Raw genomic sequence first — 19825 nt, forward strand, 5'->3', positions numbered from 1 at the left:
TCTATGTTTGATCGTTGATGTAATCCTGCACCCGCAGCCGGAAATGCGGAATGGCCTCGCTATGGGCCACATAATCCTCGGGCGACATCAGCATCCAGCCCTGCCCTTCCGGGCCGAAAACGATCTCAATTTCGCTGGTTGCTGGTAAGTGGGCGGCAAAAAACCAGGCCGGTGTCGGGTCATCGGGATAAAAGCGCCGCCAGATCAAATCGCCTGGCTCAAGCCGCAAGCCGACCTCTTCTTGCGTCTCACGCAACACGCACTCTTCGGGGCTTTCACCGCTCTCACGGCCCCCACCCGGCAAGTCAAGATAACCTGGCCAGGGCAAGCCCAGCCTATCATCCCGACGGATCACCAACAGCTTGCCACCGATCAGCAAAGCCAGCTTGGCACCCTCGAATTCTCTGTTTTCCGACTGTTCCATCGGCTATGCTCTCACCTGCTCAAACCTTAAAGAAACCTGCCTGTCTGTGTGAGAAGATAGGGTGGATGCCTGAGAATGCTATGCCTGCGTTTTGTCGTGATTGCCTGACCCAGTTCGATGCGGCTTCGCGCTGCCCGACCTGTCGCAGCCCGCGCGTGGCCCAACATGATGAACTGTTTGACCTGTCGATCGCGCATATGGATTGCGATGCATTTTACGCCAGCGTGGAAAAGCGGGAACGCCCTGATCTGGCCGATAAACCCCTGATTATTGGCGGCGGGCGCCGCGGTGTTGTGTCGACCGCCTGCTACATCGCGCGCATTCGCGGAGTGCGCTCGGCAATGCCGATGTTCAAGGCGTTGAAACTGTGCCCGGATGCCGTGGTGCTGAAACCCCGGATGGAACTCTACGCGCAAGTGTCGCGCCAGATCAGGGCACTGATGGCCGACCTCACCCCGTCGATTGAACCGCTATCACTGGACGAGGCGTTTCTGGACCTCACCGGCACTGAAAAGCTGCACGGCGCGCCGCCTGCAGTGATGCTGGGCCAGTTGATCAAGCAAATGCGCGATGAACTTGGCCTGACCGGTTCGATTGGCCTGAGCCATAACAAGTTTCTGGCCAAGGTGGCTTCGGATCTGGAGAAACCACACGGGTTCTCTGTAATCGGCAAAGCAGAGACCGCCGATTTCCTCCGCGACAAGCCGGTTTCACTGATCTGGGGCGTCGGACAGACCAGCCGCGCGGCGTTGGAAAAGGCGGGCATTCGCACCTTTTCCGACCTGCTGCGCTGGGACCGGCAAGACCTGTCGGCGCGGTTTGGATCCATGGGGGATCGTCTTTGGCACCTTGCGCGCGGGCAGGACCGGCGCAGCGTGTCGGCCAACACGCCTGTAAAATCGGTCTCGAACGAAACCACGTTTTCCGAGGACACGGCCAACCCCGAGATTCTGGATGGCCATATCTGGCGATTGGCCGAGAACGTTGCGGACCGCTGCAAGGCGAAATCTATTGCCGGTCGCGTCGTAACGCTGAAACTGAAACGCTCGGACCATTCACTGGTTACGCGGCGGCTGGCGCTGCGGGATGCAACACAGATGGCCGACACCATCTACCGGACGGCGCGTGGATTATTGGACCAGTTGGACGAACCGGCAGCTTACCGGCTGATCGGGGTCGGACTGTCCCATCTGGTCCCCGAGGGCGATGCCGATCGCTCGGGCGATCTGCTGGACCCTGAGGCCACCAAACGCAGTCAGGCCGAGCGCGCGACAGATGAAATTCGCAAACGGTTCGGATCAGACGCAATTGTAAAGGGGCGCTCCCTGCGCTGATCAGCCTGAGACTATTCGGCAGCCAGCGGGACGTTATTAGGACGACCAATGTCGGTGATATCTGCGATCACTCCCCTCAACAGCTTGCGCAGATTGTCAAAATTGCCATTGGTGCGGATCAATTGCTCGTTCATGTAAAGAGAGCGGTCAATCTCTAGCTGGATAGCATGGTGGCCTTTCGACGGGCGGCCATAATGCTGGGTCACATAGGCACCGGCAAACGGCGTGTTGCGCACCACGCACAGACCTGCAGCCTGCAATGCCGCCTCGACCCGGTCAACGATCTCTCCATGGGCCGACGCCCCGAAGCGATCCCCGATCACCACCTCGGGACGGCGGCTGCCAATCCCGGCCACCGCGTCCATCGCCTCATGCGGCATCGAATGGCAATCGATCAGAATGGCCCGACCAAACATCATATGAGCCTGATCCAACTGACCGGCAAGCGCGCGATGATACGGCCGCCAGAACCCCTCGATCCGCCGTTCGGCTTCCTCCTGGGTCAGTTTGCCGGAATAAATCGCCTGACCGTTGGCCACCACGCGCGGGATTACCCCAAGACCCGAAGCGATGCGCGGATTGTGCCCGACCTTGGGCACGCCCTCGATCAAAGCCGGGTCAAGTTCGTCCGCGCTGCGGTTCAGATCGACATAAGCGCGCGGGGCACCTGCCTTGATGAAAGGCGCGCCCATTTGTGGGGCACAGTCAAACAGACGATCGACAAACGCATCTTCCGAACTGCGCACAGAATGTTCGTTCAGCCGCGTGCGACGCAAAAAAGACCACGAGTATTCCCGCCCGCTATGGGGCGAGGCAAACACCACCGAGGTGGTGCGGCGCTCGGGATGTGTCAGGTGATAGGCGGTCTTTGACATTTGCACTCCTGCTGCAGCGCATCATAGACTGAATTCATCGTTCTAAAACCCCTTGATCCGCCCGACGACTCCTTTTATAGACCCCCGAACACCGGCGCGGTTTTCCGCGCCCCTATTTATTAGGGGTGACGACTGTGGCGGAACTACGGGCGATTAGCTCAGCGGTAGAGCACTTCGTTGACATCGAAGGGGTCACAAGTTCGATCCTTGTATCGCCCACCATATTCACGGTTTTGCGCCCCGCGCGTGAACCACCCGCAACCCAAGGCGCAGGCTGCCAAGCCCGGGCCACGACAATCAGGAGACGACCCATGAAGGTTCGCAATTCACTCCGTTCGCTCAAGAACCGGCATCGTGATTGCCGTGTCGTGCGCCGCAAAGGCCGCGTCTACGTGATCAACAAGACCCAACGCCGGTTCAAAGCCCGTCAGGGCTAAGCCAGTTTTCGACAGTTCTGTCGGACCAAGACCCCTGCCCAAGTGGCGGGGGTTTTGCTTTTGTGGGGCACCAAAATCACGGTGGCTGCAAAGCCAAATCGGCCCAGCCCACACTCGCATCTAAATCAGCAGCCCACCCGCGCCTTCATGCTTGAGCAGCCAGACCTTGGTCTCGATCCCGCCATCACCGGAGTATCCTCCTAACCCGTTTGCCCCCAACACCCGATGGCAGGGAATGATCACGGGAATCGGATTGCCACCGCAGGCCCCACCAATTGCCTGCGCAGGTGCGCCCAGATCACGGGCCAGGTCTCCGTAGGTGCGGGTTTCACCAAACGGGATTGCGAGCATGGCATCACATACGTCGCGCTGAAAGGCCGAGGCCTTCACGTTCAAAGGTAGGTCAAACTCGGTCAGACGCCCCTCAAAATAGGCGGTCAACTGTTCCAGAGCCGCGTCGATCTCGGGTGCTGGCATATCTTCCCCACCAGCGCCCCAGCGCAAATCGGTGATCTGGCCATCGTGGCTGATCACCCGTAATGGCCCCAAAGGCGAGGGGAGAGTGCCCTGCCCCCGGCTCATTCGCTGTTCAGCAGCACGGCCTCAACCCGTCGGTTGATCTCGCGGCCCTCCTGGCTGAGGTTCGGCGCAATGGGTGAAAGGTATCCCATCCCTTCGGCATCCAGCTGACTGCGCGGCACGCCGTAATCCGACACCAGCTTCTCCAGAACCGATCCAGCCCGGCGTTTGGACAACGCAATGTTGGCATCGAGCCCGCCAACAGTGTCCGTATGTCCCACCAGTGCCACCCGCATTGTGGCGTTGGATTTCAGGAAAGTCGCCAGTTCTTCCAGCGCGGCATCCCCGCCCTCGTCCAGATCGGATGACCCGCTTTTGAACTGCAGGCCCGGCAGAATCACATGCCCATGCTGCAACAGCGCCTGCGCCACGGGCAGATCACTGGCCGGGCGCTGAACGGTTTCAAACCCTTGCAGATCCGCCTCGACCTGTATTTGCTCGGCCCCTTCGGGGGCCAGTTGGATTACCTGAATATGGCCCGTCGCCCCCGACCGGCTGACCAGAACCGAGATGTAATCCGGCGTCCCATCAACTCCACGCCGGGCCGAAAGAAAGCGATAGTCAAAAAGGTCAACAAACATGTCCGGGGCCGGCAGCACCCGCGTGGCGAAGCGGAAATCAAACCCGCCGCATTCATGCCCCACGCAGTCCAGAAGGATATCGTACCCCTCTTCAAGCAGTTGCGCGCGCACAGGAGTCAGCATCTGCAATGTGGTAATGGCCTGCGCCTCAAGCCGCCACGCCTGTTGCACGAACCGTCCTTCAATCTCCAACGTCGGCAAAGCACCTTCGGAAAACGGCGCGATCGGCAATTGATAGCTTTCGGCCTCCTTGATGACCTCACGCGTCAGTGTCGCATTGCCGGGCAGCGACAAGTCCAGCGCCTGGCCCATCGCAGGGCACAGCAGCAGAATGAGGGCGCAAAGACGGGCGCGCATCGGCTCAACGTGCCTGCGCGTGATAGTCCGGGTTCGGCTGCATCGCCGTGGCACTGGCCACACGGTTGGTCATGTTGAAAAACCCCACGACACTGGCGATGTCCCAGATATCGCGATCACTGAAACCGGCTTCGCGGAGTGCCTGACGATCTTCCTCATCCACGGTGGCACTTTCCTTCGTCACCTTTTCGGCAAAACCCAGCATCGCGCGGTGGCGGGCATCCAGATCGGCCATACGCCAGTTCATCACCATCGCCTCACCCAATTCCGGCTTGCCCGACAACGCGCGCACGGCGGCACCATGGGCCACCTGACAATACCAGCAGCGGTTGATCGAACTGACGACCACCGCGATCATCTCGCGCTCTAGCTTGGACAGACCGCTATCAGCCAGCATCAGATCGTTATACATCGCCGTGAACGTTTTCAGTTTCTCGATGTCAAAGGCGTAGGCCTGCAACACGTTCGGGATCATGCCCAGCTTCTCGGTGCAGACATCAAAGTACTTCTGCGTATCTTCGGGCAGCGGATCGACCATGGGCAGATCAAGGGCAGTGGGGCGGTCAGCGTGGCTCATGATGGCGTCATCCTTTGATGCGATAATGGTAATGTCCCACAAGCCGCATCCCGAGGAAAGCGTAGAGCGCATTGGCCCCCTTATTGGCCTGTGTACAGATAACAGAGATCTGCTCTGCGCCCTGTTGCTTGGCCCAGCGCGCAGCCTGGATCATCAGATTTCGGCCCACGCCCTGGCGACGGTCACGGGCCAGCACTTCGATGGCGTGAACCATAGCGATACCCTCATGGAACGCGACATAACCAGTGGCAGCGGGCCGGTTGTCATGCCGCCCAAACAGACCCGTTTTAGGGCATCTGGCGCGTTCCATCACCGCCACGCGTTCAGGGCCGATCCCGCCTTTGGCCCAGATATCGCGCATGATCGCCAGCGGCTCCCAAATCGCAAAGCTGGCCACGCGGGGCAGGTCGAGCGTGGCAAGGTCATCCACCGGGCAGGCATAGATGTTAACGGGATCAATGATGTCATAGCCCTGCGCGGCCAGCAGGGCATCCAGCGTCTCGTCACCTGCGCGGATCATGAACAGTGGGGTTTGGCCCATCGCCTGCATCGCGCTTTCGGCGGCGGGCAGGTCCTCGGCGGCAATCACACCCTCTACCGTTGCCGAAGACACCCTTTTGCCGCCCCCGGCACCATCGCGCAGCGTGAAGGGACCCTGCGCCTTGGTGACGGCAGGTGGCCATGTCGCTTCGATCACGCCATAGAGACGGGCCAGTTCATCGCTCATGACGGAAACATCTGGCTTAGCTCTGTCATCGCGGCATCGACCTGTGCGCCATCCGTGCCACGCACCACAACCTGCGCACCAAAGACGCCATCTTGTTGAAATGGATACGACCCGAGCGCCAGATCAGGATAACGCGCTGCCAGATCACCCAATGGCCCGGCGATATCGCCCTCACCCCGGAAGATTCGCAGCGATTGCGACAGCAGCGGCGCGCCCCCTGTCAGGGTCGGCAACACGCTGGCTACCATGGCAACGAAAATCGCAGGCACCCCGGCCATGACATGCACGTTTTCAAGGCTGAACCCCGGTGCCGCACTGATCGGATTGTCGATCAGAGTCGCCCCCTCGGGGATGCGCGCCATCCGCAATCGGGCTTCGTTCAACTCCTGGCCTGCTGCCTTGTAATGCGCCTCAAGTACCCCGCGCGCATCATCGCGCACATCAATCGGGCGATCAAAGGCGCGGGCGACGTTTTCGGCGGTGATATCATCATGGGTCGGACCAATCCCGCCCGAGGTGATCACATGGGTATAGGCCGCGCTCAGCACCCTTACTGCATCCGTGATGGCATCCGGGTCATCACTGACCACACGCACCTCGCGCAGCTCAATCCCGATCTTTGTCAGTTCCTTGGCCAGATGGTGCATATTCGCATCGCGCGTGCGCCCCGAGAGGATCTCGTCGCCAATCACCAGCATGGCAGCGGTTGGATTTGCCATTCTGCCCTCCTTGAATGCATCTTGCCCCCGGTATAGGCCTGTGATCATGCGCTTTCAAACACCTCTTGAACCTGCCCGCCTGATCCGCCGTTACAAGCGGTTTCTGGCAGACATCACGCTGGAAGGATCAGGGGCCGAGGTCACCGCGCATTGCGCCAATCCGGGCTCCATGATGGGGCTGGCGGCCCCGGGGATGCGCATCTGGGTCGAACCCAATGATGATCCCAAGAAAAAGCTGAAATATGGCTGGCGGCTGGTGGATCATGAGAACGGGCATTTTACAGGGGTGGACACCTCACTTCCCAATCGCGCGCTGAAAGCCGCCATCAGAGAGCGCGAAATCCCGGAACTTGCGGAGTACGAAACCGTTCGCCCCGAACAGAAGTACGGTGAAAACAGCCGTATCGACTTCCTGTTGCAGCAACCTGGCCTGCCGGATGCCTATGTCGAGGTGAAGTCAGTCACGCTCTCACGCCAACGCGGCCTCGCAGAGTTCCCCGACAGCGTCACCGCGCGAGGCACCAAGCATCTGAATGAGCTGGCGGAAATGGCGCAGCAGGGCCACCGTGCCGTGCTGTTCTATCTGGTGCAGAGGACTGATTGCGCATCCGTCACCGTGGCAAGCAATATAGATCCCACTTACGGTGCCGCCTTTGAGGCCGCACGGGCCGCCGGAGTCGAGATATTGGCCTATGACACCTGCCTCTCCCCCAGCGAGATCACACTGGGGAAAAGGCTTGAGGTCAATTAAACGCCTCAGCTTTCGCCAAACCCTTTCGGAATCGGCAGCGGATCCAGCGTGGCCGCGCGTTTTTGCAAGGCGCGCCCGATCACCACGCGACTGATCTCGGTGGTGCCATCCACGATCCGCAGCATTTGCGACAGGCGCGACAGGCGGTCCATGCCATAGGGCTGCAACAGCCCCATCCCGCCCAGAACCTGCGTGCAGGTGTTGGCGGCTTTCACCGCCGCATCGGGCACAAAGCGTTTGGCGTGTGCGGCCATCAGCGGCCCCTCGGGCGTGCCCAGTGCGTTGGCGGCGGCGCGGTACAGCAGTTTCGACGCCTCAAGCTCGGTCGCGACATCACCCAGCATCCACTGGATACCGTCCAGATCAAGGTTCTTGCCGCCGAACATCTTGCGGTTGGCTGAATAAGCCAGCGCCGTATCCAGCGCCGCCTGCATTAACCCACAACAGCCCGACGCAATCGAGACCCGCGCAATGTCGATGGCCATCAGCGACCCTTGCAGGCCCTGCCCGATCGGAAGGATGATGTTGTCCTCACTCACCACAACGTCCTGCATGTACATCTCGGACATGGGCAGGAAATCGTAGGACGGCGTCTCGTATAACGGACCAAAGCTAAGCCCCGGGGTGTCGCGCGGAATCGCGATCATCGCCATGTCCTTGTGGCCCGGCTGATCGGTGGTTTTGACGACCGTGAGGTACACATCCGCCTCACCCGCCAGGCTGACCCACGCCTTGGCGCCATTGATGGTCCAAGTGCCATCGTCGTTGATCACCGCGCGCGAATACATGTTGGTCGCGTCCGAACCGGATTGCGGTTCGGTCAGGGCGAAATTGGCCAGTTTGCGGCCAGATGTCAGCTCTTTCGCCCACTCGGCCTTGAACGCATCCGTGCCGTAACCGCAGGTCGCAAAGGTGCAGATGTTATGCATCGAAAGGGCAAACGCATAAGCGCCATCACCCCGGCCCAGTTCTTCGTAAACCCGGATTCCCTCGCCCAGAGGCAGGCCCTGCCCGCCAAACTCTTCAGGGGCATATAGCCCGGTCAGGCCAAGGGTCGCTGCCTTGTCCGAGGCATCGCGCGGCCAAGTGCCGGCTGCGTTCCACGCGTCCACATGCGGGATAATATCTTGCTCGCAATGACTGCGGGCGGCTGCAAGGATGGTGTCGATCTTGGTGTCCATGGGATGATTCCGTGCAAGAGTTAAATGTCAGACAAATAAATGTCTGACATTTAAAAACCCGGTGTTCAAGTCAAACCGAAAGCCGGGACGACCTGTCGCAGCCCAGATCGCAACCCCTCTGGTCCTTTGCATCAATCCGACTTAAATATGGGGCGTATAGATTGACAGTATTTGAGGATCGCACGTGAACGAACAGCACCGAGGCCGTATGACCCCTGATGGAATCCGCATCCATGAAAAGGCGGATTTTGCTGGCATGCACAAGGCAGGTCGGCTGGCCGCAGAAATTCTAGACAGCCTGGCCCCGCATGTGTTTGTGGGCCAGACCACCGGCACGCTGGACAAGATGATCGAGGATCAGGTCAACGCCGCCGGGGCCAAATCGGCCACGATTGGCTACAAGGGCTATCAGCATGCCAGCTGCATCAGCGTCAATCACGTGGTCTGCCATGGTATCCCAGGTGAGAAAAAGCTGAAGGATGGTGACATCATCAATATCGACGTCACGGTGATCGTTGATGGCTGGTATGGTGATACATCGCGGATGTTCGTCGCTGGCAAGCTGTCGCGCAAGGCCGAACGGTTGATCCAGATCACCCATGATGCGTTGATGATCGGGATCGAGGCGGTGAAGCCGGGGAACACTTTTGGTGATATCGGCCACGCGATCCAGAGTTTCGTGGAACGCCAACGCATGTCCGTGGTGCGCGATTTCTGTGGTCACGGGTTGGGCCGGGTGTTCCACTCGCCCCCTAACGTGCTGCATTATGGCCGCGCCGGGTCCGGTGCAACGCTGGAAGAGGGCATGTTCTTTACCATCGAACCGATGGTCAACCTAGGCCGACCCGAGACGAAAATCCTGGCCGATGACTGGACCGCAGTAACACGCGACAAGTCGCTCTCGGCGCAGTTCGAGCATTCGATTGGCGTGACGGCGGATGGGTGCGAGATTTTCACTCTGTCTCCGGCGGGCAAGTTTCATCCGACGTATGAGTAAATCGGGAGTCGGCTTTGCGGACAAAACCGTCATTCTCTGGATTTGGCGTCGAATGCAGAAAATGCTTTGGGGATGTTCGCAAGAAGTACGTCGATATCCTCTTCAAGCATGTCACTAGAACAGTAGACCATTCCGCCAAGCATATCATTTGATCGAACTACCAGAGTTGCTCCTCCCCCGGGACGCACGCGAGGGTCTTTGATGAGAAAATATTCGAATATGAAATAGTTTTTCCAATAAGATGCATGGTCTTTAGTTGTTTTGTAGTCGACCATGCCATTTTCACTTAAAACACGATTTGCCACTGATGCTGCTCGATCTAACTCAGTGCTTTCCGAATCCTCCGTAGGAAGAGTTGCGTGAAGTAGTTCTGCTTCTTGCGCCATCAGGCAGTCCTTTATGCGCCAAAATAGAAACCATTCAAAAAGATATGCTTACAGACTGTCAAGGGCGTAGTTTGGGCTCAAAGTGAGCTTGCAAGGGAACGCTGTCACGATCTACCGCGCTTTTGTGTCAGACCGAATAGACTATGCGCGGCTCGCGCCTAATCTGAAGACCCGGGGCTCCGCCCTTCCGGTCGCCGGTGCGTCCACTGGACGCCCCGCCACTGACGACGTCAGCGGTTCGCGCCCGGAACCCACAAGACATCGTCTTTGCCGGCGTCATTCGCCATGCGGCCTGCTACAAAGAACCAATCGCTCAACCGATTGAGGTACTTCACTGCTGCCGGGTTGATGCTTTCCATCGTGGCCAGCTCCACCACCAGACGCTCGGCGCGGCGCGACACTGTACGGCACAGATGCATCTGTGCCGCCAGCGACGTGCCACCGGGCAGGATAAAACTGCGCAGCGGTTCCAGAACACCGGTCATTACGTCGATCTCGGCCTCAAGCCGTTCGACCTGACTGTCGGCGACGCGCAAAGGCGGGTACTCGGCTTCTGCGTCCTTCTCCATATCCGGCGTGCACAGGTCGGCACCCAGATCGAACAGATCGTTTTGAATACGAGACAGGGCGGTATCCACACCGCCCTCCGCGTGCAGCCGCGCAAGACCGACGGTCGAGTTCACCTCGTCCACGGTCCCGTAGGCGTTCACCCGGTTGGAATGCTTGGCCACACGAGCACCATTGCCCAGCGCGGTTTCCCCGGCATCCCCGGTTTTCGTGTAGATTTTGTTGAGAACAACCATCGCTTACCCCCCCGAGCGCATCCAGAGAAAGAACAGGATCAACAGCACGGCAATAAACTGTGCCGCGATCCGCCATTGCATCATCTTGTTCGACTTCTTGGCCGACTCAAGGTCGCCCTTGCCAAAATGACTGATCCCGCGCGCCAGGATCAGTACCACGGCCAACATGGCCGCGGCCACGATCAGAAAGAGTGGGTCACTCAGCATATCTGCGTCCCTTTTATCCTACCTGAGGCGATGTAGCGGAGCGGGCGGAAAAAGCGAACCACAATTTATCCTCTCGCCAGAAGCCAGTCTAACGCACGCGTCGGCAGTAGACGACGCAACGCGCCCATCAGGTAAGTCGGAAAAGTCACGTAATACCGTGCGCGCGGGCGGCGGGCTTCGACCGCGTGAACCAGCTTTTTTGTGACCGAAGATGCAGGCAGTTCAAACGGGTCCGGCCCTTCGCTTTCATAAAGCCGTTTACGTAGGGTCCTTTCATATTGTTCGGCCCGGGGCGAAGCCTGCCAATCAATCCAGCGTTCAAAGTGCGGGATGGCGTTTTGCCGGATTTTAGACGTCACCGGCCCCGGTTCGATCATAATCACGTGGATATCCGTGTCGGCCATCTCGATGCGCAGGGTATCGCTGAGACCTTCAAGTGCGAACTTGGTGCTGACATAAGCCCCCCGCCACGGCATCGACACGAACCCCAACACCGACGAGCATTGCACGATCCGCCCATGCCCCTGCGCGCGCATCAACGGAATGACCGCGCGCGTTAGTTCGTGCCAGCCAAAGAAATTAGCCTGAAAGATGTCGCGCAGCGCGTCGCTTGGCAAATCCTCAACCGCGCCGGGACAGGCAAAAGCACCGTTGTTGAACAGCGCATCCAGTGTTCCACCCGTTGCCTCCAAGACTTCAGCCAGCCCCGAGGCAATCGTCGATTCATCGTGATAGTCGATCAGCGGACTTTCAAACCCTTCGGCAATCAGGCGCTGACAATCCTCGGGTTTACGGCAGGATGCAAAGACCCGCCAGCCCCGCTCACGCAGGCCGTATGCCGCGTCATAACCGATACCACTCGAACAGCCAGTGATCAGGATGCTTTGCGTGTTCATGATGGTCAATCCTCTGCATCTGTGCGCAACACGGCGCCTGGATTCAAGATTCCGCAGGGGTCCAATGCCGCCTTGATCGCGCGCATGGCAGAAAGCTTTGCCGGATCGCTGTAACGTTCCAGATCGTCCACCTTCAATCGCCCCACTCCATGCTCGGCCGAAACCGATCCGCCCATGCTGTCCACCAGATCATGCACTGCCCGCTTGATCGCGTCCCGCTGTTCCAGATGATCCTCGGGCGTCTTCCCACGCATCGGAAAGACGTTGTAATGCAGGTTACCATCACCCAAATGCCCAAAGCAGTTGATGCGGAAATCACCGAGGGCGGCAATCACGTCGCCCCCTTTGGCGATGAAATCCGGGATTGCGCCCATCGGGACCGAGATATCATGCGACGACACCGATCCGATCCGTCGGTTGGCAATCGGGATGCTTTCGCGCAGGGCCCAAAAATCGTTCCGTTGCGTCTCGGATTGGGCGATCATCCCATCGCTCACCAATCCTGCCTCCACGGCATCGGAAAACAACGCTTCCAACGCGCCCGCCGGGTCCAATCCCCGGGCGAGGCCGACATCAATCAACAACAGCCATTCGGGCGGCACATCAAAAGGCTGGCGCAGATCAGGCAGCGTTTCGGCCAGAAACTCCAGCCCCGCGCGATGCATCAACTCAAAGGCGCTGACCGCCTCGCCCAAATGATCACGTGCCATCGACAGAAGGCTCAGCGCAGCCTTGGGACCGTCGACAATCATCAGGGCCGTCCCCTCCCCCGCAGGTCGGGGCGACAGCTTTAAGCTGGCCGCCGTGATCACACCCAACGTGCCCTCGGCCCCAATCAGCAGATTGCGCAGGTCATATCCGGTATTGTCCTTGCGCAGCCGTTTCAGCCCGTTCCAGATTTGCCCGTCCGGCAATACTGCCTCAAGGCCCAAACACAGATCCCGCGCATTGCCATAGCGCAGCACGTTCACACCACCCGCGTTGGTGCTGAGCAATCCGCCAATCCGGGCCGAGCCTTTGGCGGCGATGCTGAGCGGAAACAGCCGGTCCGCCTCTTCAGCCGCCTCATGCACATCCGACAGGATCGCGCCCGCCTCGACGATCATCACATTCTCATCGGGGTACACATCTCGGATCGCCCGCATCCGCTCAAGGCTCAGCAATATGGGCGCAGGGCCATCCGGGGCGATCTGCCCACCAACCAGCCCGGTGCCACCGCCATAAGGCACCACCGGCACATGCCCCTCGCATGCTGCGCGGATAATCACAGACACCTCTTCAACCGATCCCGGTGCCAGCACCACACCCGCCTGCCCGGCCCAGCGGCCACGCGGCTCTTCAAGGTAGTGCGGATCAGCGTCGCGAAAGGCCGCTTTGGGAAGCAGCGCGCGCAAACGGTCCACAAACTCAGGATCAACAGGGCTCAGCGTCATGCCTATTCTGTGTCACGCAACCATGCGGGGCGCAACACCATGATCGTGGGATCATCCGGCAGGGTCCGTAAGGATACAGTGATCTCGCTGGTGTCTGTCACGACAACCTGAAACTCATCCTCCATCCCAGCCAGAAACCGGCCCAGAGACCCATCGACAAACCAGTGCATTGGGATAACGATGCGCGATTTCAGGCGATTCAGCACCAGCATCATTTCCTCCAGAGACATGGTATAGCCACCGTCAACCGGGGCCATCACCACATCCAACCGTCCGATCGCGGCGAACTGTTCGTCGGTCGGCACGTGGTGCAAATGCCCGAGATGACCGATACACAGGCCCGCCGCCTCGAAGATGAAAATCGAGTTGCCATCTTCGCGGGCAATTCCCTCGAAGCCGCGCACATCCGTAGGCACATTGCGCACCAACATACTGCCCAGATCAAGATGATGATCCGCCGCCACCCCGCCCTCGGTCCAGCCTTTCAGTGGGTGGGAAATGGCCGGATCAGGCGCAGCCGTCCAATGGGTCGAATGGGCGTTATTCATGGTCACCACATCGGGAATGAAATCAACATTGCCGATGAAGCCGGTGAAATCGGTGACTGCCGACAGCCCGTCCTCGGTCTGGATCAGAAACGAAGCATGGGAAATGTAGCGCAGTCTGACCGAAAACTCCGGCACCGGGTCACTCCACGCGGCTTGGTGCAGATAGGTCAACCCCGGCGCCGCCTCGGCAATCGCGATGCAATGGCTGGGCCGCCGTTCCTGGGCCATAACGGACTGGGCCATTAAGCAGAGAAGAATAACAAGACGGGCCACGAAGCTTACGTCCCTTGTGTCAAAGGATAGCACATAATGGAGTTGCAATGTTATTATCAGGTGCACCCCTCGGTAACAACATTTGCCGAATAACTACATTTGGCTTTTGATGAAGCGTCGCAGCCAAACTACGAAATAGATCAGAACCCAGAATGCAATAAAGTAGGCACCTCCCTTGAGCTGATGAAGGTTAGTTGAGTTCTCTTTTACCAGAACAAGCCCAGTACTAAGTATCACGATCAATTGAATGGTTATTGTCGGAGCCAAATAAGAAATCTTTGCTCTTAGTTCTGCCAACCTTCGTCTTGCCAGCAATTCTACAGCTTGAGGGATCTGGTAAATGAAAAACAATAAGAAAAGTGCGGCCTGTGCTACCAGAAAAGACGTGATGAAGCGGACATCTGACAGGTCAGTATCTCCGAATAGTTCGCAGATAAAAAAGATTGGAAAATACTCTAGAAGAAAGATCGTGTAGGTTGTGTATCGAGTTGTCGGACAAAACTCCAAAAGCCTACTTTTCCCGGTGTCAAACCATACGAACGCCTCAAAGCCAAGGAGTACCAAGTACGTAAAGAAAAGTGCGCCTAGGAACGTCTTGAAACCAAATTGGAAGTTTGGCGAATACGGAAACAAGTAAGTCGTGTTGCTGACAAACTCGGAAAATGCCAACCCGAATGCCACCGACAAAAATGCGCCAAAGACGGAAATTGACCTATCTACGCCATTCTCTGTATGACCGTTCAACTTGTTCCTTCAGTCCAAACTTCTGGCGGCAGAAAAGCTCTGCCGTGTTAGTATTTTGCATTTCGTTTTGGAGACGATCAAGTTATTTGGCTGCGCCCATAACAGCTGGAGCGAGGAAATTCCGGAATTTCGTCACGATTGCTGAACTATCCCGCATCCGTCCTGCCGCGCCGGTCCATCCGAAGGGCGGCATAGAGCACATGATTGCGCCATCTTCCGTTGATCTGGAGATAGCTTTGCGCGACCCCTTCATACTTGAATCCGCATTTCTCCAACAGCGCACGCGAGGCCTGGTTTTCTGGCAAGCAGGCCGCTTCGATCCGGCTCAGGTCCAGCCGTTCATAGGCGTAATGCACCACTGCCTTGATCGCCTCCTGCATATAGCCCTGGCGGATATGGGGTTCTCCCGTCCAATAGCCCAAGGTGCCCGCCTGCGCCGGGCCACGACGGATATTGTCCAATGTAATCGCCCCCAAAAGGGTCTGATCCGAGCGGCGAAACAGGAATAGCGGTAATGCCGTGCCACCACTTATCGAGCGTTGCGCCCAGTAAACTCGGTTGGCAAAGCCCTTGCGTGCAAGGTGATCCGATGCCCAGAGCGGCTCCCACGGGGTGAGAAACTCGGCACTATTTTCGCGCAAAGACGACCAGTCGCGATAATCGCTCAGCTGGGGTTGGCGCAGGGTCAGCCGCTCGGTCTCGATCCGGATTTTCCTGCGCGGCAGAAACATCAGGCAGCGCGCCTTTCCTGCAATGCCTCCAGCGTCGGCGCCGATGAGACGGGGCCATAAAGTGCCATCGCGGCGGGGGCGGTGCTGGCAGTGCGTTCCGCCAGGCCGCGCACATCAGCCAGGGTCACGGCATCGATCCGTTCAACCACTTCGCTCAGGTCCGGCACACGACCCCAGATTTGCAGCATCCGCGCCAGACGTTCGGCGCGATTGGACGGGCTTTCCAGCCCCATCAGCAAGCCCGCTTTCATCTGCGCACGGGCGCGATCCACTTCGGATTGCGTCATGTCACCCACGGCGCGTTTCATTTCATCGACGGTGATCTGGGCAAGGCCTTCCATCTGCTCGGACGAGGTGCCCGCATAGATTGTCATCATGCCGGTATCAGCATAGGCCCCGGCCTGCGCATAGATCGTATAGCAAAGGCCGCGTTTCTCGCGGATTTCCTGAAACAGGCGCGAGGACATGGAGCCACCCAGCGCGCTGGCGTAAATCTGTGCGGCATAGATCTGTGGATCCATGTAGTCCGGCCCCTCAAAGGCCAGCGCGAAATGGGCCTGCTCCAGCTCTTTCAGGTTGCGGCTTTCACCCCCGGCAAAGCGAGCCAAGTCATAACTATGGCTGTGTGCGGCGGGCATATCGCCAAACAGCCGCTCGGCAGCCACCACCAACGCATCATGATCCACAGCGCCCGATGCCGACAGGATCATCTGACCGGGCGTATATTGCTGCGCTACGAACGCTTTCAGATCATCGCGGGCAAAACTGCGCACACGCTCTTCCGCGCCGAGGATCGTACGGCCCAGCGGATGATCCGGATAGGCCTTTTCCTGCAACCAGTCGAAAATGATGTCGTCGGGCGTATCCAGCGCCTGACCGATCTCCTGCAGGATCACGCCGCGTTCCACCTCGATCTCGCGCGGATCAAACACCGGGTTGCGCAGGATATCGGCCACCACATCCAGCGCCAGTGGCACATCGTCCTCTAGAACGCGGGCGTAATAGGCGGTCACTTCGCGGCTGGTATAGGCGTTGATATAGCCGCCTACATCCTCGATCGCCTCGGCAATTTGCAAGGCGCTGCGGCTGGTAGTGCCTTTAAAAGCCATATGCTCCAGAAAATGGGCAATGCCGTTCTGCGAAGCAGTTTCGTGCCGGGCCCCGGCCAGCACCCACACGCCAATAGCGGCCGATTGCAGGCCGGGCATATGTTCGGTGACGATGCGAAAGCCGTTCGGCAGCGTGGTCAGATTTACGCTCAAGTGGCGGTCCGTTCCTTAAAGTGTTTCGCCTTCTATCTGCGTCAGCATGAAAGCGAAACACAGTGCTACGTTTGTTCGTTGTTCCGCGTATTGCGATAGTCCTAAGTGGCGGAGTTATCGCAATACGCTTTGATGATCTCTTCAATGGCGCCAAGGTCATTTTCAACCCGGGTCACCCGTTCGGACCGCTCATACAGGTCTGACATACGGTCAGGCAAGGGGGGATGCACACCCGAGGCCTCTTCCACCGCCGCCGGGAACTTGGCCGGGTGGGCCGTGGCCAGCGTGATCATGGGGGTGCCTGCCTCGCGCAGTTCATTGGCCACCTTCACGCCCACGGCGGAGTGTGGGCACAACAATTCGCCACTGGCCGCAAGGCTGCGGGCGATTTCAGCGCGGGTTTCATCCTCGTCACAGCGCCCGGACTCAAAGCTTTCCTGCAACGCCTGCAACGCGCCCTGACTGACCGAAAAGCCCCCGGCCTTCAGCTCATCCATCAGCTGCGCGACGGCCGCCCCATCCTGTCCGTAGGCGTAATACAAGGCGCGTTCAAAGTTCGAGCTGACCTGAATATCCATCGACGGGCTGATCGAGGGGATCACGCTATCCGGTTTGTATTCGCTGGTCGAAATGCAGCGGTGCAAAATGTCGTTCTGGTTCGTGGCCACCACCAGCTGGTCGATGGGCAGGCCCATGCGCTTGGCAATGTAACCCGCAAAGATATCACCGAAATTGCCGGTCGGCACGGTGAAGCTGACCTTGCGATGCGGCGCGCCGAGGGCAACGGCGGAGGTGAAGAAATACACCACCTGCGCCAAAACCCGCGCCCAGTTGATCGAATTTACACCGGCAAGCCCCACGGAATCGCGGAAGGCGAAATCGTTGAACATGTCTTTGACCCGTGCCTGGCAATCATCGAAATGCCCGGTCAGGGCCATCGCATGCACATTGTCCTCGGACGGGGTGGTCATCTGACGGCGCTGCACTTCGCTGACCCGACCGTGGGGGTAGAGGATGAACACATCAACCGCATCCAGACCACGAAACGCCTCGATCGCCGCCGAGCCGGTATCACCCGAGGTCGCGCCCACGATGCACACCCGCTTGCCGGACCGTTTCAGCGAGAATTCAAACAACTGACCGATCAGTTGCATGGCAAAGTCTTTGAACGCCAGCGTCGGGCCGTGGAACAGCTCCAACAGGAAATGGCCTTGGTCGAGTTGCTTCAACGGCGCGCGGGCGGCATGGCCAAACCCTGCATAGGCGCGTTCGATGATCCCGCAGAATTCTTCATCGGTGAAGGCATCGCCAAGGAACGGGCGCATGATGCGAAAGGCCGCTTCTTCGTAAGAAACACCCTCAAGCGCCGCGATATCCGCATGGCTGAGCTGCGGGATGCTTTCGGGCAGGTAGAGCCCGCCATCACGGGCCAGCCCGGTCAGCATCGCCTCTTCAAAGCTTAAGTCAGGGGCCTGGCCCCGCGTCGAGATATATCTCATGTCTTATGCGCCCTTTGCCGGTTTGCGGCTGCGATAGATGTAATAGCTGGTCATGATCAGCCAGACCACGGCCAGCGAAAACCATGTGACCGCGTATTCAAGGTGATCGTTCGGAATCCCGCTTGTGTCCACGGGCAAGGGCGTCAAAGCGCCGTCAGGTTGCGACATTTCGCGGATCACAAGCAAAACAGGTTCGGAATCCAGCTCTCCGGCCATCTGATCGAGATCACGGGCAAACCATGTGTTGCCAGCCACGTCATTCTCGGGAGTCGAATCGTTGCGGTCGTCCGGCCAATGCAGATTGCCGGTTACATCGACATCGCCGGCGGGGGCATCAGGAATGGGCTGATCGACCTTGATAAACCCACGATCCACCAGAATGCGACGATCCCCGGTCTGAAATGGCGAGATCACGCGATACCCCGCGCCGATCTGTTTCTGGCTGACCAGCACGCGCAGCGCGCCTTCGTCAAACTGCCCCGTGGCACGCACGGGCAGGTACTTGTCAGCCTCGGGGTTGGCAGTGGCAGGCAAATCGACCGAAGCATCCGCGATGCGGGTTTCGATCTCGGCCAGAACACCCTGTTTCCAGGTCAGACGCTCCATCTGCCAAACCCCCAGCCAGATCAGAATGGCGGCTCCGGCCAGTCCAAAGATCAAAGGGATAAGGATGCGCTGCACGTTGAATAACCTCGGGTGGAAAACGCGAGCACATATATCAAGCCCATGTGCAGGGGCAAGGCGCGCTTCAGGTATCGGTACGCATATTGTCCCAATCAAGACCCATGTAGCCATAAAGCCAGTTCAGCGCATAATGCCGCTCATAAATGATCCCGGGATGCAGGCCTTCGGGCGCTGGTTGATTAGCAACGCGCGCAGCCACCACGGCCCAATGCAGCCGATAGATCAGGTCGGCCTGATCCAATATCTCGGATTGTGGGCGCAGTCGGGCCTCTTGCCTCAGACCGTCCGGGCCCAACTGCCTGAACGTATCGCCCAGCATGGCGGCATCAATGATCGTATCCGGCGGCGGCAACTGATCAATGAACCCGAGCGCCCAAAGCAGAACAGCCACGCTTTCATAGCGCCACGTCATTTGTACACGGGTTTGTTCAGCAGGCGCGCTATCGCTGATGAAAGCCAGCTCCTGCGCCGTGAAATACTCGATTGCCCCGTATTGCACGATGATCGCCTCGATCAGGTCCTGATCCATCGTCTCGCCTTTCACGGCGGCAATCATAAGCGCCATGGCCCGCTCGGCCACCTCGTCACTGCTGCGGCGGGTGGTTTGAGCTTCGGCAGCAATAACGGGCAGGGTATCCAGAACGGGAACACCCATTGCGGTAATCTGCTTCATGGAATCTGATTTGCGCGCCAGTTGATCCGGGGAAGGGTTCTCTGACAGAGCCTCAATCCGATCCTTTACCTCGATATCCTCGGGCGACGGGGTTTGCGCCTGCGCCTTTGAGGCAAGTCCTAATACCGCCAAGAGGGTCATGAAAAA

At 58.7% G+C, this 19825-nt stretch carries 24 protein-coding genes and 1 tRNA gene; 5 read left to right on the forward strand and 20 right to left on the reverse strand.

Annotated elements, in window-relative coordinates:
- Position 1: 1 nt before the first annotated feature.
- Positions 2-424, reverse strand: coding sequence for an NUDIX hydrolase (locus V6N02_RS13325; protein ID WP_371226090.1), 423 nt, complete (start codon positions 422-424; stop codon positions 2-4).
- A gap of 80 nt (positions 425-504) precedes the next feature.
- Here V6N02_RS13325 and V6N02_RS13330 point away from each other — a divergent pair, with 80 nt between their 5' ends.
- Positions 505-1758, forward strand: a complete 1254-nt coding sequence (locus V6N02_RS13330; protein ID WP_371226371.1) for a DNA polymerase IV — start codon at positions 505-507, stop codon at positions 1756-1758.
- A gap of 11 nt (positions 1759-1769) precedes the next feature.
- Here V6N02_RS13330 and V6N02_RS13335 read toward each other — a convergent pair whose 3' ends face one another.
- Positions 1770-2633 (reverse strand): N-formylglutamate amidohydrolase, encoded by an 864-nt coding sequence (locus V6N02_RS13335; protein ID WP_371226091.1) that lies wholly within the window; start codon positions 2631-2633, stop codon positions 1770-1772.
- Positions 2634-2780: 147 nt separating this feature from the next.
- Between V6N02_RS13335 and V6N02_RS13340 the strand changes: the two genes are divergently transcribed.
- A tRNA-Val gene (locus V6N02_RS13340) sits at positions 2781-2855 on the forward strand.
- Between the two features lie 89 nt (positions 2856-2944).
- Positions 2945-3070, forward strand: a complete 126-nt coding sequence (ykgO, locus tag V6N02_RS13345; protein ID WP_005850168.1) for a type B 50S ribosomal protein L36 — start codon at positions 2945-2947, stop codon at positions 3068-3070.
- Positions 3071-3190: 120 nt separating this feature from the next.
- Here the strand turns inward: ykgO and V6N02_RS13350 are convergent, their stop codons facing one another.
- Genes V6N02_RS13350 through V6N02_RS13370 form a run of 5 tightly spaced genes read right to left on the reverse strand, consistent with a single transcriptional unit; the run spans position 3191 to position 6610 of the window.
- The gene (locus V6N02_RS13350; protein ID WP_371226092.1) at positions 3191-3652 is read right to left on the reverse strand and encodes a methylated-DNA--[protein]-cysteine S-methyltransferase; all 462 of its coding nucleotides are present in this window, start codon (positions 3650-3652) and stop codon (positions 3191-3193) included.
- Complete coding sequence (locus tag V6N02_RS13355) at positions 3649-4587, reverse strand: OmpA family protein (RefSeq protein WP_371226093.1); 939 nt, start codon at positions 4585-4587, stop codon at positions 3649-3651. Before V6N02_RS13355 ends, V6N02_RS13350 begins: the two co-directional genes overlap by 4 nt.
- Before the next feature lie 4 nt (positions 4588-4591).
- Positions 4592-5164 carry a peroxidase-related enzyme gene (locus tag V6N02_RS13360; protein WP_371226094.1) on the reverse strand — a complete coding sequence of 191 codons (573 nt, stop codon included), beginning with the start codon at positions 5162-5164 and terminating at the stop codon, positions 4592-4594.
- Between the two features lie 7 nt (positions 5165-5171).
- A complete protein-coding gene (locus V6N02_RS13365; RefSeq protein ID WP_371226095.1) occupies positions 5172-5891 on the reverse strand; it encodes a GNAT family N-acetyltransferase in 720 nt (239 codons plus the stop codon).
- Positions 5888-6610, reverse strand: a complete 723-nt coding sequence (locus V6N02_RS13370) for a competence/damage-inducible protein A (protein ID WP_371226096.1) — start codon at positions 6608-6610, stop codon at positions 5888-5890. The genes V6N02_RS13365 and V6N02_RS13370 overlap by 4 nt, the downstream gene beginning before the upstream one ends.
- Positions 6611-6656: 46 nt before the next feature.
- On the opposite strand from V6N02_RS13370, the gene sfsA reads away from it, so the two are divergent.
- The gene (gene sfsA / locus V6N02_RS13375) at positions 6657-7361 is read left to right on the forward strand and encodes a DNA/RNA nuclease SfsA (RefSeq protein WP_371226097.1); all 705 of its coding nucleotides are present in this window, start codon (positions 6657-6659) and stop codon (positions 7359-7361) included.
- Between the two features lie 5 nt (positions 7362-7366).
- Here the strand turns inward: sfsA and V6N02_RS13380 are convergent, their stop codons facing one another.
- Positions 7367-8542, reverse strand: a complete 1176-nt coding sequence (locus V6N02_RS13380; RefSeq protein WP_371226098.1) for an acyl-CoA dehydrogenase family protein — start codon at positions 8540-8542, stop codon at positions 7367-7369.
- 208 nt (positions 8543-8750) lie between these two features.
- Here V6N02_RS13380 and map point away from each other — a divergent pair, with 208 nt between their 5' ends.
- The gene (gene map, locus V6N02_RS13385; protein WP_371226099.1) at positions 8751-9539 is read left to right on the forward strand and encodes a type I methionyl aminopeptidase; all 789 of its coding nucleotides are present in this window, start codon (positions 8751-8753) and stop codon (positions 9537-9539) included.
- Between the two features lie 29 nt (positions 9540-9568).
- On the opposite strand, the gene V6N02_RS13390 is transcribed toward map, so the two are convergent.
- From V6N02_RS13390 to V6N02_RS13445, 12 genes are all read right to left on the reverse strand, one after another.
- On the reverse strand, positions 9569-9925 hold the full coding sequence (locus tag V6N02_RS13390; protein WP_371226100.1) for a hypothetical protein: 357 nt from the start codon (positions 9923-9925) through the stop codon (positions 9569-9571).
- A 230-nt stretch (positions 9926-10155) separates the two neighbouring features.
- The gene (locus V6N02_RS13395; RefSeq protein ID WP_371226101.1) at positions 10156-10728 is read right to left on the reverse strand and encodes a cob(I)yrinic acid a,c-diamide adenosyltransferase; all 573 of its coding nucleotides are present in this window, start codon (positions 10726-10728) and stop codon (positions 10156-10158) included.
- Between the two features lie 3 nt (positions 10729-10731).
- A complete protein-coding gene (locus V6N02_RS13400; protein WP_371226102.1) occupies positions 10732-10935 on the reverse strand; it encodes a twin transmembrane helix small protein in 204 nt (67 codons plus the stop codon).
- A 65-nt stretch (positions 10936-11000) separates the two neighbouring features.
- On the reverse strand, positions 11001-11831 hold the full coding sequence (locus V6N02_RS13405) for an SDR family NAD(P)-dependent oxidoreductase (RefSeq protein WP_371226103.1): 831 nt from the start codon (positions 11829-11831) through the stop codon (positions 11001-11003).
- 5 nt (positions 11832-11836) lie between these two features.
- The gene (locus tag V6N02_RS13410) at positions 11837-13264 is read right to left on the reverse strand and encodes an FAD-binding oxidoreductase (protein ID WP_371226104.1); all 1428 of its coding nucleotides are present in this window, start codon (positions 13262-13264) and stop codon (positions 11837-11839) included.
- 2 nt (positions 13265-13266) lie between these two features.
- Positions 13267-14040, reverse strand: a complete 774-nt coding sequence (locus V6N02_RS13415) for an MBL fold metallo-hydrolase (RefSeq protein ID WP_371226105.1) — start codon at positions 14038-14040, stop codon at positions 13267-13269.
- A 138-nt stretch (positions 14041-14178) separates the two neighbouring features.
- Entirely contained in the window at positions 14179-14829 is a 651-nt protein-coding gene (locus V6N02_RS13420) for a hypothetical protein (protein ID WP_371226106.1), read from the reverse strand.
- Between the two features lie 146 nt (positions 14830-14975).
- Entirely contained in the window at positions 14976-15560 is a 585-nt protein-coding gene (locus V6N02_RS13425) for a GNAT family N-acetyltransferase (RefSeq protein ID WP_371226107.1), read from the reverse strand.
- Positions 15560-16822, reverse strand: a complete 1263-nt coding sequence (locus tag V6N02_RS13430; protein ID WP_371226108.1) for a M16 family metallopeptidase — start codon at positions 16820-16822, stop codon at positions 15560-15562. Before V6N02_RS13430 ends, V6N02_RS13425 begins: the two co-directional genes overlap by 1 nt.
- Positions 16823-16923: 101 nt before the next feature.
- Positions 16924-18321 (reverse strand): threonine synthase, encoded by a 1398-nt coding sequence (gene thrC / locus V6N02_RS13435; protein WP_371226109.1) that lies wholly within the window; start codon positions 18319-18321, stop codon positions 16924-16926.
- Between the two features lie 3 nt (positions 18322-18324).
- Entirely contained in the window at positions 18325-19002 is a 678-nt protein-coding gene (locus V6N02_RS13440) for an SURF1 family protein (RefSeq protein WP_371226110.1), read from the reverse strand.
- 67 nt (positions 19003-19069) lie between these two features.
- Positions 19070-19819: a DUF4272 domain-containing protein gene (locus V6N02_RS13445; protein ID WP_371226111.1), complete on the reverse strand. Its 750-nt coding sequence runs from the start codon at positions 19817-19819 to the stop codon at positions 19070-19072.
- Positions 19820-19825: the final 6 nt, after the last annotated feature.

Source organism: Roseovarius conchicola, assembly GCF_041403425.1.
GTDB lineage: Bacteria > Pseudomonadota > Alphaproteobacteria > Rhodobacterales > Rhodobacteraceae > Roseovarius > Roseovarius conchicola.

What these genes read in the sequence shown, in the direction of transcription:
- V6N02_RS13325 (WP_371226090.1), bottom strand. Translation starts at nt 424, where the DNA reads ATGGAACAGTCGGAAAACAGAGAATTCGAGGGTGCCAAGCTGGCTTTG.
- V6N02_RS13330 (WP_371226371.1), top strand. Translation starts at nt 505, where the DNA reads ATGCCTGCGTTTTGTCGTGATTGCCTGACCCAGTTCGATGCGGCTTCG.
- V6N02_RS13335 (WP_371226091.1), bottom strand. Translation starts at nt 2,633, where the DNA reads ATGTCAAAGACCGCCTATCACCTGACACATCCCGAGCGCCGCACCACC.
- ykgO (WP_005850168.1), top strand. Translation starts at nt 2,945, where the DNA reads ATGAAGGTTCGCAATTCACTCCGTTCGCTCAAGAACCGGCATCGTGAT.
- V6N02_RS13350 (WP_371226092.1), bottom strand. Translation starts at nt 3,652, where the DNA reads ATGAGCCGGGGGCAGGGCACTCTCCCCTCGCCTTTGGGGCCATTACGG.
- V6N02_RS13355 (WP_371226093.1), bottom strand. Translation starts at nt 4,587, where the DNA reads ATGCGCGCCCGTCTTTGCGCCCTCATTCTGCTGCTGTGCCCTGCGATG.
- V6N02_RS13360 (WP_371226094.1), bottom strand. Translation starts at nt 5,164, where the DNA reads ATGAGCCACGCTGACCGCCCCACTGCCCTTGATCTGCCCATGGTCGAT.
- V6N02_RS13365 (WP_371226095.1), bottom strand. Translation starts at nt 5,891, where the DNA reads ATGAGCGATGAACTGGCCCGTCTCTATGGCGTGATCGAAGCGACATGG.
- V6N02_RS13370 (WP_371226096.1), bottom strand. Translation starts at nt 6,610, where the DNA reads ATGGCAAATCCAACCGCTGCCATGCTGGTGATTGGCGACGAGATCCTC.
- sfsA (WP_371226097.1), top strand. Translation starts at nt 6,657, where the DNA reads ATGCGCTTTCAAACACCTCTTGAACCTGCCCGCCTGATCCGCCGTTAC.
- V6N02_RS13380 (WP_371226098.1), bottom strand. Translation starts at nt 8,542, where the DNA reads ATGGACACCAAGATCGACACCATCCTTGCAGCCGCCCGCAGTCATTGC.
- map (WP_371226099.1), top strand. Translation starts at nt 8,751, where the DNA reads ATGACCCCTGATGGAATCCGCATCCATGAAAAGGCGGATTTTGCTGGC.
- V6N02_RS13390 (WP_371226100.1), bottom strand. Translation starts at nt 9,925, where the DNA reads ATGGCGCAAGAAGCAGAACTACTTCACGCAACTCTTCCTACGGAGGAT.
- V6N02_RS13395 (WP_371226101.1), bottom strand. Translation starts at nt 10,728, where the DNA reads ATGGTTGTTCTCAACAAAATCTACACGAAAACCGGGGATGCCGGGGAA.
- V6N02_RS13400 (WP_371226102.1), bottom strand. Translation starts at nt 10,935, where the DNA reads ATGCTGAGTGACCCACTCTTTCTGATCGTGGCCGCGGCCATGTTGGCC.
- V6N02_RS13405 (WP_371226103.1), bottom strand. Translation starts at nt 11,831, where the DNA reads ATGAACACGCAAAGCATCCTGATCACTGGCTGTTCGAGTGGTATCGGT.
- V6N02_RS13410 (WP_371226104.1), bottom strand. Translation starts at nt 13,264, where the DNA reads ATGACGCTGAGCCCTGTTGATCCTGAGTTTGTGGACCGTTTGCGCGCG.
- V6N02_RS13415 (WP_371226105.1), bottom strand. Translation starts at nt 14,040, where the DNA reads ATGGCCCAGGAACGGCGGCCCAGCCATTGCATCGCGATTGCCGAGGCG.
- V6N02_RS13425 (WP_371226107.1), bottom strand. Translation starts at nt 15,560, where the DNA reads ATGTTTCTGCCGCGCAGGAAAATCCGGATCGAGACCGAGCGGCTGACC.
- thrC (WP_371226109.1), bottom strand. Translation starts at nt 18,321, where the DNA reads ATGAGATATATCTCGACGCGGGGCCAGGCCCCTGACTTAAGCTTTGAA.
- V6N02_RS13445 (WP_371226111.1), bottom strand. Translation starts at nt 19,819, where the DNA reads ATGACCCTCTTGGCGGTATTAGGACTTGCCTCAAAGGCGCAGGCGCAA.